Annotated in this window: 9 protein-coding genes; 2 read left to right on the top strand and 7 right to left on the bottom strand. The window is 59.2% G+C overall.

Translation table 11 applies throughout. The annotated features are described in order from the left end of the window. Positions 1-6: 6 nt before the first annotated feature. Genes INT84_RS03720 through INT84_RS03710 form a run of 3 tightly spaced genes read right to left on the bottom strand, consistent with a single transcriptional unit; the run spans position 7 to position 10,912 of the window. Positions 7-8,667 (bottom strand): hemagglutinin repeat-containing protein, encoded by an 8,661-nt coding sequence (locus tag INT84_RS03720; protein WP_194205669.1) that lies wholly within the window; start codon positions 8,665-8,667, stop codon positions 7-9. A gap of 12 nt (positions 8,668-8,679) precedes the next feature. Beyond that, positions 8,680-9,207 (bottom strand): toxin-activating lysine-acyltransferase, encoded by a 528-nt coding sequence (locus INT84_RS03715; RefSeq protein WP_194205668.1) that lies wholly within the window; start codon positions 9,205-9,207, stop codon positions 8,680-8,682. A 10-nt stretch (positions 9,208-9,217) separates the two neighbouring features. Beyond that, positions 9,218-10,912, bottom strand: a complete 1,695-nt coding sequence (locus INT84_RS03710; RefSeq protein ID WP_194205667.1) for a ShlB/FhaC/HecB family hemolysin secretion/activation protein — start codon at positions 10,910-10,912, stop codon at positions 9,218-9,220. Positions 10,913-11,251: 339 nt separating this feature from the next. Here INT84_RS03710 and INT84_RS03705 point away from each other — a divergent pair, with 339 nt between their 5' ends. Then, complete coding sequence (locus INT84_RS03705) at positions 11,252-11,923, top strand: metallophosphoesterase (protein ID WP_194205666.1); 672 nt, start codon at positions 11,252-11,254, stop codon at positions 11,921-11,923. Positions 11,924-11,944: 21 nt separating this feature from the next. On the opposite strand, the gene INT84_RS03700 is transcribed toward INT84_RS03705, so the two are convergent. The 4 genes from INT84_RS03700 to hpxU form a co-directional block, all read right to left on the bottom strand. Then, entirely contained in the window at positions 11,945-13,555 is a 1,611-nt protein-coding gene (locus tag INT84_RS03700; protein WP_194205665.1) for an FAD-NAD(P)-binding protein, read from the bottom strand. Between the two features lie 161 nt (positions 13,556-13,716). Beyond that, positions 13,717-14,973, bottom strand: coding sequence for an allantoate amidohydrolase (gene hpxK, locus INT84_RS03695; RefSeq protein WP_228065804.1), 1,257 nt, complete (start codon positions 14,971-14,973; stop codon positions 13,717-13,719). Next, complete coding sequence (locus INT84_RS03690) at positions 14,970-16,211, bottom strand: alanine--glyoxylate aminotransferase family protein (protein WP_194205664.1); 1,242 nt, start codon at positions 16,209-16,211, stop codon at positions 14,970-14,972. The genes hpxK and INT84_RS03690 overlap by 4 nt, the downstream gene beginning before the upstream one ends. Before the next feature lie 302 nt (positions 16,212-16,513). After that, positions 16,514-17,353, bottom strand: a complete 840-nt coding sequence (hpxU, locus tag INT84_RS03685) for a MurR/RpiR family transcriptional regulator HpxU (protein WP_194205663.1) — start codon at positions 17,351-17,353, stop codon at positions 16,514-16,516. 163 nt (positions 17,354-17,516) lie between these two features. Here hpxU and hpxW point away from each other — a divergent pair, with 163 nt between their 5' ends. Beyond that, entirely contained in the window at positions 17,517-19,100 is a 1,584-nt protein-coding gene (gene hpxW / locus INT84_RS03680) for an oxamate amidohydrolase (RefSeq protein WP_194205662.1), read from the top strand. Positions 19,101-19,106 lie beyond the last annotated feature (6 nt).

Genomic DNA, 19,106 nt, shown 5'->3' with positions numbered 1-19,106 from the left:
TCCCCCTTAAGGCTGCGCATTAAAAATAAATTCCAGTAGTTCTGGAGAAATCAGCTCACTTGCCGCAAAAGGAGCAGCAATGGGTATTGCGGCAATCGTCCAGGTTTCAGCAGCAGCATTTGTCAGAGGGCTTCGGCCACGGGCGGTATTCCCTTCCTGATCGTAGAAACCAGGCAACTGACCACCAATAAGATCGTGAGCGCCTGCGAAGCTTTCAACAATATTATCACCAATATCTCCCCAGAACCCGCCGGGCGTATAAGTACCGAACGGTTTCAGTATTCCACCAAGCGCCTGAGAGCCGCCGGTTGCACCGTATAAATCTTTTGCCAATGAACTTTGCAAAAATTCATCCATCGTTTTGTAGTCATCGTTACCTTTGTAAATAACATGCCCTTCGGTATCGCGTTTCAAAATGAGTCCCGCCTTGTCTACCGTTTCGCAACGACCATTATCTTTACCACAAATAATATCTAAGCCGATTCGGGTACCACCCGCTTTTACACCGTCATAAAGTGCAGTACTGTCACCGGAAACGTTGCTATAAACTTTCCCTGTTGTTCTGTCTTTAACGCCTTCAAAAATAAGCGAGTTTTGAATAGTCTCTTCGCGCATTTTCGTGGCGGCAAGCGAGAGTGTTCCTTGCGTAATTGCCGTGTCGGGTGAACCTGCCACGACGCCCACCAGGGTTTGCAGGAAGCGGCGTTGATACTGTAGCTTATAAATGTCGTTCACAGCCTCCTGCTGCTTTTCCCGATCCCCGCTCGCAATCGCTTTTTTAAGCACATCCCGCGCCGCTGCCTGCTTATCATCCAGATATGAACTTATCTGCTTGTTCGCATTCTGCTTAAAGTCTTTGGTTACCTTGACCTGAAGGTTAAGCTCTTTAAAAACTTTATCTTTATCGAAGTTATTTTCGAGATATCCGGCATTAGCAGCGGCATTTTCCGTGGTGATATCGGTTTTAATCTCGGCCAGGGTTTCATCTACCGTTTTTCCCGTCAGGCGCTGCTGGGCGTCGGCGTCGGTAATCGTGATAGCAGAGGTGTTGATGCCGCTACGGGTCACTGATTGTTGACTATCGCTGTCATGGCCAATCCCGAATGAAACGTCTTTTTGCAATGAACCATAGCCCGTCGCCAGTTGCGTATTGCCATTCTTATCGGTCACCGTTTTGCTGCTCTGCGGCGCGGCATTGTCGCCCAGCCCCAGATCGGCGTTCATGCTCATTGAGCCGCCCAGCCCGATGCCCGTTCCTTCATATTCAGAATGGTTATCAATATCGCTCCAGGTCAGCGTGCCGGTGCTGAAGCGGTTTTTACCCGCCTGCTCGGCGCTCTCGTTAGACGTGATCAGACCGCCTTTCAGGTTGGTCAGATCGTTAATATCAATCTGATAGCCGTCGTCCCCGGCGAAGATCCCCGACTGTTCCGCCACCGAGGCGTAGTCGGCATCAACTTTCGATTTGCTGAAGTTACCCGAGGCCGCGAAGCCGTAGCCAACCGTCACCTGGCCGCCCATATCGGTTTGCTTGCCCTGGTACTTCATAGTGTCCTGAAGGCTTTCGATATTCAGGTTATCAGCGACGATATCCACGCCTTTGCCGAGTACCTGACCGCCGCGCAGGGTGGTGTCACCGCCGCTGACGATTTGCGTCTGGCTGTCCATATCGCCGACGTGGCTGTTGCGCCAGGAGACCTCATCGCCGTTACCGTAGCCTTTACCTTTATTGGCCCCGGCGGTAATGCCGAAGGACGCGCCGCCCTGGCCGTAGCTCACCGCCACGCCCGCATTCCAGCCGCTGGATTTATTATCCGAACGCTCGTGGCGCTCCTGCTGTGCGGCAAGAATATTGACGTCGTTATCCGCCTGCAACAGCGTGCCCTGTTTGCCGCTGACGTCCGAACCAATGATATTGATATCCGAACGTTCGCCGCCATGCGCCACCACGACGGCATTTTTCCCGGCATTGACCTTGCTGGCCAGCGCGCTGGTACTGGTGGTGTCCTGAGTGCTGCTCTGCTTGCTTTGCCCGTAGGTCAGGGAAACACTGACGTTCTGCGCCGCGCCCTGCGCGCCGTTTTGCATCACACCCTGGGCGCTGTCCATCATCGCATTCGCCGCCCGCGCGCTGTCCCATCCGGCATTCGCCGCTGCCAGCATATTAATGCGATCGTCGTTGCTTTCACCCACGCGTTTAACCGAGGCAGCCGCCGCTTCCAGGGCCTGAATTACCGGCACGTTGACAGCAAGGGTAAAGCCTTTCTGCTCAACAGAATGTTTAAACTGCGAGGCATAGGTGTCCTGCGCCGCTTCGATGGTGACGTTTTTCCCTTCAATCACTACGTTGCCATTCGGCGAGGAGACGGTGCTGCCGGTCTGGCGGTAGTTATTGCCGGCGACCAGTACCGTGTCGCCCTGAAGGCTGCCGACCAGCGAACTTTCGCCGCTCTGCGCCTGGCTGGCCTGATCGGTAGACTCTTTACGTGAACCGATAGTAAAGCCGATGCCGCCAGAGCCCATCAGACCGGATTTTTTCTCCTGCTTAAGGTGGGTTTCGTCGTTACGACCCGCCATACTGCTGATGGTTAAATCATTGCCCGCCTTCATCGCCACGTCGCCAGTGCCCGCGATGCTGCTGCCGACCACGCCGATATTGTTCCCGGCGATCACTTTCACGCTGTCGGCACTGAGTTCACTGCCCTGCACGGTCTGGCGATCGACCGTATCGCGGGTGGTGGTGGTTTTCTTCGACAGCCAGCCACTGCTGCCAGTGACTTTATGGCGCTCATCCAGGTCGGTACTGTTCAGCACGCCGCGTATGTTCACATCGTTTCCGGCGTTGAGGTTGAGCGCTTTTTCGGAGGTAATCGACGAGCCATCGAGGTTAATATTTTGTCCGGCGGCAAGCGCGGTATCATTCCGGGTTTTAATCTGCGTACCGATGCGGTCGACGCGGCCCTGATTGAGGGTGTTGTCTTTGTCCCACACCAGACTGTCGCGAGCGGAGGTCGTGACCGTGCCGAGGTTAATATCCCGCGCGGCACCGATTTGGGTCTGTCCATTCTCACCGCTGTTAATCACCTGCGCCCCGGTCAGATTGACGTCACGGCCCGCTTTCAGTGACAGTTTGCCGTCATCACCCTGCACGTAGATCCCGGATACGCTGTCAATAGTGGTACGCGAGAAGCGGTTCTGGCTCACGGCGCTTTCGGCGCTGCGGGTGGTGGTGGTGGCATTGATATCCCGCCCGGCATTAACCAGCAGGCTGTCCGTGCCCTGCAGTACGCCGCCGATATTATTCACATCGGTGCGGGCGGTCAGACTGGCGCTGGCCCCCTGGATCGTGCCTGCCTGATTAGTGATATTGTCGGCATCCAGTTGCAGCACCTGGCGTCCGGCGATAGTGCCCCGGTTGAACAGGTCGCCGTCGAGTTTCATCACCACGTTGTTGCCGGCGATTAATGCCCCGGACCCGCTGATATCGCCCGGTTTCACTTTGGCGTACACCTGCGGCATCAGCACCGACTGCATCGAGCCGTCCGGCATTTTCACCTGCGTATTGACCAGCCAGACGATATCGCCCGTCAGCAAGGACATCTGCTGCGGCGTCAGCGCCACGCCAAGTTTGAGCGCGTACTGTTTACCGAAGGCCACCCCGGCATCCATCAGCGCTTTGTACTGCTCTTCATCGCTGGTATAGCCTTCGAGATAGCGCTGACCGGTGAGATCGACCACCTGTTCACGGATCAGCCGCTGCTCGTAGTAGCCGTCGCCCAGCCGTTTGAGTTTGTTGTCCTGATCCTGACCGAGCGCGTCCTGCATATAGTCGCTGCCGAGCCACTCTTTTTCATTGGTGAAGCGCGGATCGGTTTCGACCAGGTACGATTCGCTGGCCGACGGATTAATTTTAAACAGGCTGTTATCCGGCAACTGCGTGTTTGGTCCGACGATGCGAATGGTCTCCTCACCAGGCGTTACTGCAAACTGCTGCCCCGGCGGCGGCGTTACCGGCTCGCCGTCTGAAACGGTCTGCTGCCACGGCGCAGGGGTGCTGGCGTCCACTTTGCCGGTTACCGGGCCAGATTTAGCAATCGCCACGTCGGTGCCCTGAGTCGTCAGCGGCGCAATCGTCACATTGCTGCCCTGCACGTCGCCCTGGCTGATAATCTGGCCTGGCTTGAGCGAAATGGTCTGGATCACCGTTGGCGGCTGGTAAGCCGTGCGATCGCGTCCCTGCTCGTCTGAACCTTTATGACGGATACGGTAATAGTGGGTGACCGTACCAACATCAGTAGTATGACGCTCCCCGTCCACCGCCTCGTTACGGGTCGATTTAATGCCATCGGTAAATAGCGTTCCCCCGGCAATAACCTGGCTCTTATCGTTAAACAGTTCATCGGCCACAATGGTCATATCGCCACCGGCAATGATCTTCGCCGGATCGGTTTCCTTAATCCGCGTCTCTTCAACGGTACGGTTGTAGTCATACTGGTTGAAGTTGTCGTTGTTCGAACCAGTGTCATCCGGGGTGTTGAGGTTGCGCAGACGGTCAGCGGAGTTGCCGTCAACGAATACGCCTTCGGTGGTGGCGTCCCAGCGGGTTGGTGAACCGCTGTGCTGGTACTCCCGGATCTGCTCCTGAGATACCGTCACCAGTTCGGTAGAGAAATGATCGTTAATGTTGTTGATCTGCCCGGCGGCGATCCCCATATTCCCGGCTGATTCGATGGTCGAGCTGTGGTTATTGATAACCCCGGCGCGGCCCGCCACGTTGCCCATGTCATCAAGCTGGCCGCCGATCGCCATATCGCCGCCGCTGTAGACCAGCGCGTGATCATAATTATTCAGCGTGCCGGTGCCGATATCCACCCGCTCGCGCCCGGCCAGCGTCGCCGCTTTGCCGCCTGCGGCGAGGTTGTTGAAGGTGACGGTGTTAATGCCAATGGCGTCGCCGTAGATCCGCCCGGTGCCAATGTTGTTCAGGGTATTCGCGTCAATGCGCGTATAGCCGCCGTCGATAAGCCCGTAGTTGGTCAGCGTCCCGCTGACGGTGAGGCGGTTTTCCCCGGCGTTGATTTCGCCGCTCTCCGCGTTGCTCAGGCTGCCGCCGTGCAGGTCCAGTTTTTTCCCGGCCAGCAGTTTGCCGCTGTTGCTGATGCTGCCCGGCGTGGTCAGTTGCAGGCTGTCATTGGCAATAATCGAGCCGCTGTTGTCCAGCGCGCTGTTGCTGCGCAGGATCATGTCGCCGAGCGAGAGCAGATCGCCGTCGCCGCTGACACGCTGCGCGCTGATATCCAGCAGTTCGCCGGCTTTTGCCACACCGCCGGTATTCACCAGGTCCAGCCCCGCGCCGTTAAGCGTGAGCCTGCCCGAGGAGGCCAGCGCGCCGCCGGTGTTGTCCAGCAGGCCGCCGTTAGTGATGCTGAGCGCCTTATCCGCCAGAAGGGTGCCGCGCTGGTTGTTCAGCGTCCCGGTGGTGAAGGTCACCGTACTCGCCTCAACGCCCTGATTGCTGCCCTGGGTGTTCTGGTTGGCGAAGCTTGCGGCATTGACCGTCAGGTCCGCACCGCTGCGGATCAGGCCGGAGACGTTATCAATCGCCCCTTTCTCCGTGTCCAGCAGCAGATCGCCCACCGACTGAATTTGTCCGCCGCCGTTTTGCAGGCTGCCGCTGGTCAGGGTGGTGTCCTGCTCACCGATGATGCGCCCGCCGCTGCGGTTATCGAGGCTGGCGGTGCTGAGGTCGAACGCGCCTTTTGCCGCCAGGGTGCCGTTCTGATTATTGAGCGCGCCGCTGCTGAGGGTCAGCGCGCCGAGGCTGTTGAGCGTGCCGTCCTGGTTGGTGAAGGCGTGTCCGGCGGTGTCCACGGTTACGCTGCCGCCCTGCATCAGGCCGCTGGTGTTGGTGAGCGAGCCGTCGAGCGCCAGATTCAGCGCATCCGTGGCAACCAGTTCCCCGGAGGTGTTATCCAGCGTGCCGCTGTTAAGCGCGATCGCTTTTGCCGAGAGCAGAACACCGTCGTTGTTCGCCACGCTGTCGGCGGTAAGGGTCATGTCACCGAGGCTGGTAATACCGCCGGTGTCGCCGCTGCGACGGTTGCTCAGGGTGCCGGCGTTGAGGGTCAGCGCGTCGCCGCTCTGGATCAGTCCGCCGTCGTCGTTATTGATATTTTTACCGCCAAGCGTCAGCGCCTGCTGCGCGGCAATCTGGCCTGCATGGTTGTCCAGCGACTGCACCTGAATGTCTGCGCCGTTGCCGCTGACCACTACGCCGCTCTGGTTAGCCAGGGTGGCGGCATCAAGATCCAGCGCCTTACCTGCGCCGATCACCCCGCCGGTGTTATTCAGGGCGGTGGTCGCAAGAACCATATCGCCGCCGGATTTCAGCGAGCCGTCCACGTTGAGGAGCGTATCCGTGCGGGCCGTCAGCGCCTGCTCCGAACCCAGCTGGCCCTGGCGGTTATCCAGCGACCCGGCTGTGAGATCCAGCGCACCGCCGCTGACCAGCACGCCCTGCTGGTTATCGATGTTGCCCGCCGCGAGGTTCAGCGTGCCGCCGCTGCTGATGCCGCCGGTGGTGCCGCTGTCGCGGTTAGTCAGCGCCGCGCCGTGGGTGTCCAGCCAGCTGTTGCCTGCCGCCTGAATGAGTCCCGCGGTGTTGTCCAGCGCCCCGCTGTCGAGGCGCAGGTCGCCCTGCGAGAACAGCGTGCCGGAGGTATTCGTCAGCGCACCGCCATTAAGCTGGAGGGTAGTGCCACTGGCAACCACCTCTCCTGACGTATTATCAAGACTGGCAGCATTCAGCGTCAGCGCGCCGGCGCTTTCCAGGCGGCCTTTCCGGTTGCTGGCCGCGCCGCGGCTGGTGAGGTCAGACGTGCCCGCTGAGGCGGAAATCAGCCCGTCGTCGTTATTCAGTGCGCCCGCGTTCACACGCACATCGCCGCTGGCCGCCAGCGAGCCGCTGTTGTTATCCAGCCCGTCACGAATTTCTGTGTTCAGGCTGCCGTTCTGCGCGGCTACCACCTGCCCGCTCCGGTTATTGAGCGACTGCGCGTGCAGCGCCACGTTACCGTTGGCGGCAATCTGCCCCTCGCGGTTATTCAGTTCCCCCGGTAGATCCAGCGACAGATCGCCGCTGCCGGTCTGCACGAGACTGCCTTTCTGGTTGGACAGCGCACTGGCCTGCACGGACATGGCATCAGCGTTAATCGTGCCGCCGTCGTTATTCAGTAATTTGCCGCTGCGGGCGGTCAGCTGGCGGGCACTGACCAGTGCGCCGGAGGTGTTCAGATCGCCGTTCCCGGCGTCGAGCGTGATGTTATCCGCCTGCGTCTGGCTGCCGCTGAGATCGACCCCCTGCCCGCGCGCGCTGAGATTACCGCCCGCCAGCGTCTGCCCGTGCGCGGCCAGTTGCCCGCGGGTGCTGAGGTCCAGATCGCCCTGCGCAGCCAGTTTGCCGTCATCCTGCACCCCGGCGGCCAGCACGCCCTGTTTCGATCCGGTCAGGCTGGCCGCCTGGACGCGGACGTTGTTACGCGCCACCACCGAGCCACGGTTGTTCAGCTCGCCGCCGCTCTGCACGCTGGCGTTGTTGCCCGCATACACCGCGCCGTGGTTATCGATACCACCCGTCGCAGCAATTTGCGTGTCGCCGCTGGCGCTGATGTTGCCGCTGTTCTCAATGCGGCCGTCGGCGGTTATCGTGACATTGCCCGCCTGTGCGCCAATATTCCCGGCGTTGCGCACGCCGACGCCGCTTTCGGTGCCGACCATACGAATTTTACCCGCGTACATGCCGCCGAGGCTGGCAACATCCAGCGCCATCTGCGGACGGGTCGCCGGGTCATCGCTGGTTTTACTGATCTGCTGATGTTCCGTATCCACCTGGTTACGCCCGGTGGTGACGTTCAGTTCATTGGCCCATACCCCGGCGTTCACTTTAACCGAGCGGGCAATAATATCGGTGTAATCGGCGCGGGAGCTGTCCAGCCCCCTGCCGTCAATGCGGATTTCGCCGCGCTCGACGTTATAGCCGGTCAGCTGGCCGTTATTCATCTGCGGCTGCCCGGTGGTCAGCGTGCCGCGGTTAGCGTTAATAAAGCCGCAGCCGTCACAGGTAATGCCTGCCGGGTTGGCAATCACCACCTGCGCTTTTTTCCCGGCCACTTCCACGTAACCATTGAGGCGGCTTGGATCGCGGGAGTTTACTTCGTTAAGAATGACCCTGGCTTCGCCTTTGCCCAGCCACGGGTTGCCTGCCACCATACCGCCCAGTTGCGTCTGGACGTTTTTATGCGAGTTGTTAAGAATGACGCCCTGCTGGTTAACGTCGAACTGGCCGTATTTGTTATGCGAGACGCCTGCGGCGGACGGTGTCTGAATATTGACCTGCGGCGTACCGTTAGCGCTGTTGATGATGGTGGGCTGCTGATTTGCCGGCGCGCTGCCGTCGGCCACCACGTTAGCGTGGACGGGCTGTATCACGCCCGTCGCCAGCCACAGACTGAAGCTTAACGCCCCCACTTTACCGATAAGGCGGCTGTGCGTATGTCCGGTGCCGGAAGATCGCGCTGACGACGCCCGGCCCGAGCGGGCGATCTCCGCCACCACCATTAACATACCGCGCGCTTTGTTGAAGACGATACGATACAGGTTCTTGTTCATGGGTGTTCCTTGTTAAGCTTCCGGCAGATTGACCGCCAGCGGGTGCTCGCGTCGCCAGTGTCGTGCGGCTTCACGGCTGACCCGCGTGCCATGAAAATTCATTACGCGTTTTCCGCGCTGTTGTCCCCGGTGCCAGAGAGATCGTGCGCAGCTGTCGGGGAAAATCTCGTTGTGCATCAGGCGATACATGTCACGGGTATGACCAAAGGGTGCGATCCAGTCGCAAAACCACATCCGGTCGCCGCTGTCCCAGTCCTCTTCCGGCATATGAATCGATGCGCGGGTGAGAAAGCGGGCTTCTGATTCAGGATTAAGCCAGGCCCAGCTCAGAAAGAAGATCGGCCGCGCATGCTGTGTGACCAGCACGTACTGGCCGCGTTTGATAATCGGCAGCAGCAGCGTGGGCAGCGCGTGCAGGGGCGCGTCGCGGTGCATCGGCGAGTGCATCCACAGCCATACCGTTGCGCCGAGCACTTCGGCTTCGCTCTCCTGCCCGCCCAGCATCAGCGGGGCTTTAATGTCGTACTCACCAGCGCGCATCTGCCGCTCCTTACCAGTCCCAGTTGAGGTTAAACCCGAGGGTTAAGTCGCTGGTATCGAAGCCGTCCGGTTTCGAGAACGGCGTCCCGGCAAACATGTCGTAGCCGGTATTAAACGCGTAGCCGCGCAGGCCCGCGACACCACCCGCCATGTGCTTACCGACCAGATATTCCGATCCGGCACCGCCCACTTCGCCGTAGTCCGCCCCGAGGTAAAATTCCTGCGACGGCAGCGGCGTGCTCCAGGCGATGTCGTTGCGCACATACCAGCCGTGGCTGGCGTTCAGCGTGCGTTCGCCGTCAAAGCCGCGCACCGTCCAGCGGTTGCCGATGGCAAACTGATCCTGCGGCGTCAGCGGCGTGCTGCTCATCTGGCGCTGGTACTGCACGTTGTAGCGGAAGTTTTGCGAACCAATCTCAAAGGGAACGTTAAGCTGCGCGTTGAATTGCAGGATTTTGCTCAGCGCGGTGGCTTCGTCGAAATACTCTTCCGGCGCAGGCGTCGCGCCGAACCAGCGGGTGCCGCGCTGATAGCTGATGCCCGCGTCCAGCGTCGCCTGGCTGATGTAATGCCGGTGCTGTAAACCAATGCGCCAGGCGGAGGTCTGACGGCGCTGCACGTCCACTTCGGTGTCGTCAATGTAGCTGCGGGTTTTACGCACCAGCACGTCATAGCTCATGGTGGTTTTTTGCGTGCCGCTGCGGTGCAGCACGCGGCTTAGCTGGACATCGAGGTTTTTGCTTTTGCCGCTGTAGCGATAGTCTTCGTTAGCGCCGGCAACCGTCTGGTGATAGTCGTAATCATTGCCGGTGACCGAGAACATCCAGTAGCCGAACGGCACCGAATAGTGCCCGGTGTAGTTTTTGCTGCCTTTGCCGCCCTCGCCCTGTAAATCATGGGACGCGGAAAAATAGAGCAAATCGCTGAGCGAGAACGGGTTATCCAGCGAGAGCGTTAACCCGCCCTGATAACGCCCGGTGCTTCTGGTTCCGGCATCGTCCAGCGACGCGCCGATACGCCACATTTTGTCCTGCTTCCAGCTCACCGCAATATCGCTTTCGCCGGGCTGCTCGCCGGGGACGATCTCCATATCCGCTTTGACGGTGGGCAGACGCTGAAGGTTTTCCAGCCCCTGTTCAATGTCGCGCAAATCAAGCAGTGCGCCCTCACGCGGCGGGAAGGCGCTGTAGAGCTGGATATAGCGATCGCTGTCCGGCGTCAGTCTGACGTGGCGGACGTAGCCCGGCACCAGCACCAGCGTTAATACCCCGCTGTTCAGATCCTGCGACGGGGCCAGCACGCGGGTGGTGATGTAGCCATGATCCACCAGCCGGTTTTGTAGGGTGCTCATCAGCAGATTAATGCCCTGCGCGCCGAGGCACTGTCCTTCGGCCTCTTTCCCGAGATGCTGAATAGGCAGCCAGCGCGGCAGTTTTTCTTCTCCGCGCAATACCACATGTTTAATGGGGAAACAGGGCGTTTCAGCAGGATAGTTAATGCGGCCAAAGCCGGAGGATGGCGGCGACAGGCGCACGTCAGGTTTTGGCGGCGTAAGCTGCTGCTCCAGCGCTTTCTGGCGCTGCTGCTGAATAATGAGTTGTTCATCAGCCCCGGCGATGCCGTCGGCGGCGCTCACGACTGGCGTCAGAAGCAGGCCGGTCGTGGTGAAAAAAGCGTAACGTAATGCGGTTCGGCGGCTGCCCATCTGACGTTCCCTGTGATGTAAGGAAATAGTGATTAATGTTAATTTCTGTAAAATTTACGCGCATTATCCACGTAACGCGTGGCACAACAATCACCATTATTTATGGGTAATTCGCTGAACGGGGACCGTTGACATGGACACTGCCCGCCGGACAAATCTACTTATTTTCATTTTAAAACATATAGTTAAACGAAACCCAACATAGTAAGCAGTCCTCCGATCAGCGTTTATTTATTCACCGCGTCAACCCCGATATTTCTAAACTAAGATTAATCTCAGTCGCCTGCGAACATCCATACTGTTGTGACCTGCCATTAAACAGATAATCCGGAGACGACGATGACGGTTTACCAGTACCTCAATGGCGCAGACTGGCGCAACATCTGGGTCGTGGGTGATTTGCACGGCTGTTATTCCTTGCTGCAAAGCAAACTGGCGGCGGTAAATTTCAATAAAGATGAGGATTTACTTATTTCCGTTGGCGATCTTGCCGACCGGGGAAAGGAGAATGTCGCCTGCCTTTCGCTTATCAGCGAACCCTGGTTTCGCGTCATTCGCGGCAATCATGAAGAGATGATGCTGGACGCGCTGGTGAATCACCGCGATGCCGGGTTGTGGAGAATGAATGGCGGGGAGTGGTTTTTTACGCTTGATGACGCCGATAAAACCCGCGTGCAGAGATTACTGCCGCAGGTCGCCGCGCTGCCGTTGATTATCGAGGTCGAAATGCCGCTGGGCCGCTATGTGATTTGCCACGCCGATTACCCCGCTGAGCATTACCAGCGGGACCAGCCGGTTGATGAAGAGCGCGTAGTCTGGAGCCGGGAGCGGATCGCGGCCTCACAGCGTGGTCACCGGAAAGCCATCAGCGGTGCGGACGCCTTTGTTTTCGGCCACACGCCGGTCGCGGTCCCGCTGCATTTCACCAATCAGTTTTATATAGATACCGGCGCGGTATTCAGCGGCACGTTAACGTTAATGCCGATACAGGGAAGCGAGGCGCAGAACTGAGGTCAACGCCCCGCCTTTTCGTTATACCTCAATAAAGGGCAGGCGACGACGCGACCACGCGGCGGGCTGAGTTATCGCCCTTGCCATCGCCGCACCAATTTCAGCGCAGGCGGTGATCCCCTGAACGAACGGTCTGTCGTGCATCAGATAAGGCAGCGCACCAAAGGCAATATGGCCGCGGGCCAGTGCCGGCTCCTGTAAGGTGTAGTCATCCCCCACATCCGGAATGTCTTCCCCCGTCGCAAGCAGCTGTTGGCGCAGCGTCGGGAACGGAAGATCTTTCGTCTTCAGCGCCTGTTGTCCGCGCGCATCGATAAACACGTCGAAGGACCAGCTATTTTGCTGGTTGAAAATCCGCGTCTGGTTTTCCTCCACCTTCATCTCGTACTCCTGCCCAAGCGCGAGAATATCGATGATCCCCGCTTCGCGCAGCGCCAGCAGGCGACGAATTGACTGCGAAGGAATAGCGGCATAATTATCAATAAAGATGCGCGCCAGCCCCGATGTAAAACGTTGCATATCCTGCTCATTGAGGTGCGGAACAATCTCCTCCACCTTTTCGTGCAGGCGCAGAATGGTATAGCGCCAGGCGACCGTGCGCTTATCACGCTTGTTACGTTCGACTTCATCAAGATTGGCTTGCGCCCAGCGGAAAGGATCGTGTTTTTTGCGGTCGGCGAACCATGCCTCGTTAATCGTATCGGCATTCAGCGTCTGAAGGGCAATACGCTCGCTCCACTGCGGGTCCGCCTGCTCAAGCTCTTGCACCAGCAGCCGGAATACGCGGTCGAGCAGCCCATCGGTACCAGCGTCTATTTCACGCTGGATCGCGTTTTCTGTCACCACATTCAGCGGTTCATAAGGGATCGGGCAGTAAAAATCCGCTTCCGGCAGGATGCCTGAGCGCGACATCAGAGTAATGTTGAGTGCCTGGCTCTGCGGGTCCAGTGTAAACTGAAGATGACCGTCGTCGGACTCCACGAATGCGCCGTGCTGGACCACCACCGCCATCGCCGCGTCGATGCCGCTCAGCGACGTGCCCATGATCCCGACGTTGCAGGCCCGTATATTGGCCTCCATCAGCCCCGACCAGGGGCTGGGGAAAAAGGTGCGGGTCGAGGTGCTGTCATCAGGCCAGACGTGGCCGGTTGCAATCACCGCCAGGTCAAAGCGCTCTGCCGCGAGTTCATTTTCAACCCACAGTTTGACGCCCGTTTCAGTGGCTTCCAGATCGGTGACCTGGCAAGCCTCATGTACGTTAACCTCAAAGCCCTGCTTTCTTGCCTCGGCGACAAGCTGCACAAACTGGTCACGAAAATATTCGCCGAGAAGAATACGCGGCAGGAACTGGCGAACGTGGAGCGACGCATAATCAACGCGATAGCGCGCCAGATGTGCTTCATCCTGCGCGCGCAGCCAGTCGATATAGGTGGAAAAAATAGGCGGAATTTCAATGCTGGCGATATTCGCCAGCATCATTTTTGAATTGTCTTCATTGCTGTAAGGCATTCCCACGCCGGCTTCATTCGCCTGTTCGTAAACCGTGATGGAAAGCGGCACGTTCTTTTTTAGAAGCGAGTAAAAAGTATAAATACCGGTGGGGCCTGCGCCGACTATCGCGATCTTTTTCATGAATGTTCGTCCGAAGTTTTTCGATCATCTGTTTGCAGGAAGTCGGCGCGCTGTCAGGCGCAAACCGTTTGCAGAAGGCTGAAAAACACTCCCTGTCAAATACAGTGTGGTCGAAAACGCTTATAGAGCAAACCTCTCTTAGCCGGATTAATGACGAGCGGTTAACGTTGCGCCAGCGTCTCTACCGCGCTGGTGAATGCGCTTATTGCCAGCGCGACATCATCGACGTTAACGGATTCAGCCGGATGGTGGCTGATCCCCCCCTGACAACGTACAAACAGCATGCCTGTCGGCCAGCGTTCAGCGATGGCGATGGCGTCGTGTCCCGCGCCGCTCGGCAGGTGCAACGCACGCCCCTGCACCCTGGTTACCGCGTCGGCAAGCAGCGTTTGTAGCTGTGCATCGCACGGCGTGGCGGCAATGCGGTAAAACTCCTGCGCACCAAAGCGCATATGCCGACGGGTGGCTATGTCCTGTGCCTGCGCCAGCAGATCGTGTAACAGCGCATCCAGCGGCGCGTCTTCAGGTCCGCGAATATCCAGCGTCAGCGTGACCTCGCCGGGGATAACGTTCACCGCGCCGGGCGTACAGTCCAGGGTTCCTATTGTGGCAACCAAATTGCCCCCGCGCTGTCGGGTGGTACTTTCCACCGCCATTATCCACTCGGCAGCGGCGGCCAGCGCGTCTTTACGGTGGTGCATGGGCACCGTTCCCGCGTGCCCCGCCTCGCCGGTAAAGCGGCAATTCAGGCGACGCGCGCCGTTGATCGCCTCAACCACGCCCAGCGCCAGCCCTTGCTGTTCAAGACAGGGACCCTGTTCAATGTGAAGCTCAAGGTAGCAGGCCAACTCCTCCGTCCGGCGGGCGGCAAGGTGGGTCCGCGTCGGGTCAAGCCCCGCATTCACCATCGCCTGCGCCACGCTGATGCCGTTCGCATCCGTTTGCGCCAGCCAGCCGTCGGGCCAGGTGCCGGTCAGGCCGCGGCTGCCCAATAACGTAATGCCGAAGCGCGTGCCTTCTTCATCACAAAAACCGACAACTTCGATGGCTTTCGCCAGCCGTTTACCCTGTTGATGCAGGCTGTGCACCACCTCAATGGCGGTCAGTACGCCCAGCATGCCGTCGTAGCGCCCGGCGTTGCGCACGGTATCCAGATGCGAACCTAATAAAATCGCCTGCGTGCCTTCCTGTTCGCCCTCGTAGCGTCCGCAGATATTGCCAACGCTGTCCTGCCAGACGGTCATTCCCGCCTGACGCATCCACTCGCCTACCCGCTGATTAGCCTGTAGATGCTGCGGGGAAAGATAGACCCGGGTCAGCGCGTCCGGCGCTTCGCTAATTGCCGCCAGCTCGTCGGCGCGCGCCATTACCCGCGCCGCCTGCTGAATATCCACCCTCAGGGACGCTGACACACTCATTGTGACGCCTCGCTGCGATAATGATCCCATGCCGCCTGCATTGCCGCACCCTGTAAGGTGGGAAACTTCAGATAGTTCAGTACCGACTCCAGCGCGCTGAGGGTGGTCATCACGCAATCCTTGCGGGCGTTATAGCCCATCGTGCCGATGCGCCACACTTTGCCGTGCAGCGGGCCAAACGAGGTGCCGATTTCAATGCCAAAATCCTCCAGCATCAGCTTACGCACCCGATCGCCGTTCACGCCGGAGGGGATAACCACGCCCAGCACATTGTTCATCTTGTGCTTCAGATCGCCGAACGTTTCCAGCCCCATCGCCTGAATCCCCTTCAGCAGAGCATCGCCGTGCAATTTGTGACGCGCAATGCCGTTATCCAGCCCTTCCTGAAGGATAAGGCGCGCACATTCGCGTGCGCCGAACAGCGCCGAGGTGGCTTCCGTGTGGTGATTGAGACGCTCCGGTCCCCAGTAATCCATAACCATGCCGAGATCGAAGTAGTTGGAGTAGACCATTTCATCAACGCCATCACGATGCGCATCGGTGCGGATGCCCTCTTCCACGCATTTGCGGCGGCGAATGGCCTCCTCCATCCGTGCGCTCAGGGTAATGGGCGAGGTGCCGGATGGGCCGCCGAGACATTTCTGCATTCCCGCCGAGACGGCGTCCAGCTGCCAGGCGTCGGTTTCAAGGGCGTTGCCGCCCAGCGAAGCGGTCGCATCGGTGTAGAACAACACGTCGTGACGGCGGCAAATCTCGCCCAGCTCCGCCAGCGGTTGCAGCATAGTGGTCGACGTATCGCCCTGCACCGTCAGCAGCAGGCGCGGACGCACCCGTTTGATGGCGTCCTCTATCTGGTCCGGAGTGAATACCTCACCCCACGGCGCGTCGATGGTGTGAACCTCCGCGCGGCAGCGGCGGGCGATTTCACACAGCAGATGTCCAAAGCGGCCAAACACCGGCACCAGCACTTTATCGCCGGGACGAATGGCGGAGACGAGGATCGCCTCAATACCGGCGCGCGAGGTGCCGTCAATCAGCATCGTCCAGCGATTTTCAGTGCGAAATACGCCGCGGTACAGCGCCATGACTTCATTCATATAGTGGGTCATCGCCGGATCGTACTGACCAATAAGCTGGCTCGACATCGCGCGCAGCACGCGCGGATCGGCGTTAATCGGTCCGGGTCCCATCAGCAGGCGCTGCGGCGGATTAATTTGCGGAAATTGAGCGATATCCATATGACGTTCCTTTGGTTTAATAAGGCCGCGCACGGGGGGAGCCGCCTCAATGATGTTGTCAGCGGTCAGGCGCAGCCCGCATGTTGATCGGTGCCTGGCCCGTTACGTTAGCATGAAACAAAAGATTCTATAAATAGACATTTGCAACTAATGTGCCAGAGAAGCCTTACCCGCTGCGCCACGGCGAAAACAGTAAAACAGCGGGAAAGAAACGCCCTGAGGAGAGCAGGCAGGCAATAAGGCTGCGTTTAGCGGTTCTGTTAATGCACCGGAATAAGGCAAAGCACCAGCCTGACGCCCCATTATCGCTGTTCCAGCTCGTCGAGTTGCTGATAGAGCGTGGCGATATCGTGAATGCGCGGACGGCCTTTATCGAGAATGCCGTGCAGTAGCGCGTTAGCCAGCAGGTTGATCAGGCTGTTAACCGAGGCATAGCTATCAAACGCCGATACGCTGTCCAGCGGCGCGCAGAGCTGCCAGCGCGTGAGCGGAAACAGGCTGTGCGCCTGCGGTTCGCACATCAGCAATACCGGAATACCGTTGTTCTGAAGCTGCTGTAATAACGGGCGAATAATGCGCGGGCGACGACGAAAGGCCATCACGACCACCAGATCGTCAGCCGTGAGATCCACCAGCTCTTCGCTCAGGCTTTGTCCCGGCTGCGGCAGTACCAGCACCTGCCCGCGCGCCTGTAGCAGCTGCTGACGCAGGTGTAACGCGGCGGGATAGGCATTACGCATGCCGATAATAATAATGCGCCGCGAGGCAACCATGCTGGCTATCGCGTCAGCGAATTGCTGTGCATCCAGGGCGTTGACCCACTGGGTCAGGTTTGCCATCTCCTGTTTATAATGGCGCGCCAGCAGCGTATTGCCCTGCACCGCATCGCGATTATCGGTCAGCGGCATTCCGCTCTGGCGCAGGGTACGCAGCTCATCGCGCATATCCTTATATTTTTCGTAGCCCAGCCGCCTGAACAGACGGCTCACCGTCGCTTTTGATACCCCGCTCAGCGTTGCCAGCTCGGCACTGTTATAGCTAATGAGATCGTCAAAGTGATCGAAAATAAAATCGGCCACCCGCTGTTCCTGCGGCGTCAAAGCGGCATACTGCCCTTTCAGTCGTTCATCAAGCTGTTGCATATGACCTCTGTAACTTTCGTTTCACCGCACTATATCGCTAAACGCTTTCACAATGCATACCCGATGTGCAAAAAATCCCTTCGGCCCGCTGGCTGAAACTTTTTATTCAGATGTGGAACAGCTTTTGCAACTTCACGATCTCTTTCGGTCATGAGGATGCCTTATGCAGAGTAACGTATCGACACGCGGGATGGCGGTAGCCCCCCATCATCTGGCCAGCCAAAGCGCGCTGGCGATCCTGCGCGAAGGCGGTAGCGCTATAGAGGCGATGGTCGCCGCTGCCGCAACCATCGCGGTGGTCTACCCGCATATGAACGGGCTGGGCGGCGACGGCTTCTGGCTTATCGTGCCGCCGGAAGGCGAGCCTGTTGCCATTGACGCCAGCGGCGCGGCGGGTTCGCTGGCGACGCCGGAAGCCTACAGCGATGTGTCGCAGATCCCTCACCGCGGCCCGCGCGCCGCGCTGACCGTTGCGGGCACCGTAAGCGGCTGGGACGATGCGCTCAGTCTCTCGCAGTCGCTCACCGGTCAGGCGCTGCCGCTGCGCCGTCTGCTTGCCGATGCTATCGGCTATGCCGAAGACGGAATGCCGGTTACGGCGTCTCAGGCCAATGCCACCGCCGATAAACTGGCGGAACTGCGCGATCTGCCAGGTTTTGCTGAAACCTGGCTGGTGGAGGGCGCGGCCCCGCTGGCCGGAAGCCGCTTTCGCCAGCCCGCGCTTGCCTCCACCCTGAAACGGCTGGCCGACGAGGGGCTGGACAGTTTTTACCGCGGTCCGCTGGCGGAGTGCCTGGCAAACGGCATGGCGCAGTGCGGCCTGCCCATCACCCTTGCAGATTTACAGCAGCATCGCGCCCGTCGCACGACGCCGCTCAGGTTGCAACATACCCACGGCGACGTGTGGAATCTGGCACCGCCCACTCAGGGACTGGTCTCGCTGGCCATCCTCGGCATAACCGACCGTCCTGATATGGCCGATGCCGATGATGCGACCACCGTACACCGTATCGTCGAAGCCACTAAGCTGGCCTTTGGCCTGCGCGATGCCCATATCACCGATCCGCGTCATCTGAATACCGATATTCAACGCCTGCTGGAGCCCGACGCGCTGAGCGTGCTGTCCCGGCACATTGACGATCGCCAGGCTGCGCCGTGGGGTACGGGGAAAGGACCGGGCGATACGGTCTGGATGGGCGTTGTGGATGAAAGCGGGCTGGCGGTCTCTTTTATTCAGAGCATTTATCACGAATTCGGCAGCGGCGTGGTCCTCCCGGATACCGGCATCGTCTGGCAAAACCGCGGCGCATCGTTCAGCCTCGACCCTGCGCATCTGCTGGCGCTGTCGCCAGGAAAACAGCCGTTTCACACGCTTAACCCTGCCGCGGCGCGCCTGAGCGACGGACGGGTGATGGTTTACGGTTCGATGGGCGGCGACGGTCAGCCGCAAACTCAGGCGGCCCTTTTTACCCGCTACGTGGTACAGGGCGCGCCGTTGCAGGAGAGCATTAGCCGTCCGCGCTGGCTGCTGGGGCGCACCTGGGGGCAAAGCTCGGACACGCTAAAACTGGAAGGCCGCTTTTCGCCGCAGACGGTCGCCCGCCTGCGCGAAGCGGGTCATGAGATAGATATCCTGACGGATTTCAGCGAAGCCATGGGCCATGCTGGCGCGATAGTCCTTCATCCCAACGGCCTGATTGAAGGGGCCTTCGATCCCCGCAGCAACGGCTCCGCCGCCGGTTTTTGAGGAGAA

The organism is Superficieibacter sp. 1612_C1 (assembly GCF_015234305.1).
Classification (GTDB): Bacteria; Pseudomonadota; Gammaproteobacteria; order Enterobacterales; family Enterobacteriaceae; genus Superficieibacter.
This window is presented reverse-complemented; position numbering and strand designations above follow the sequence as displayed.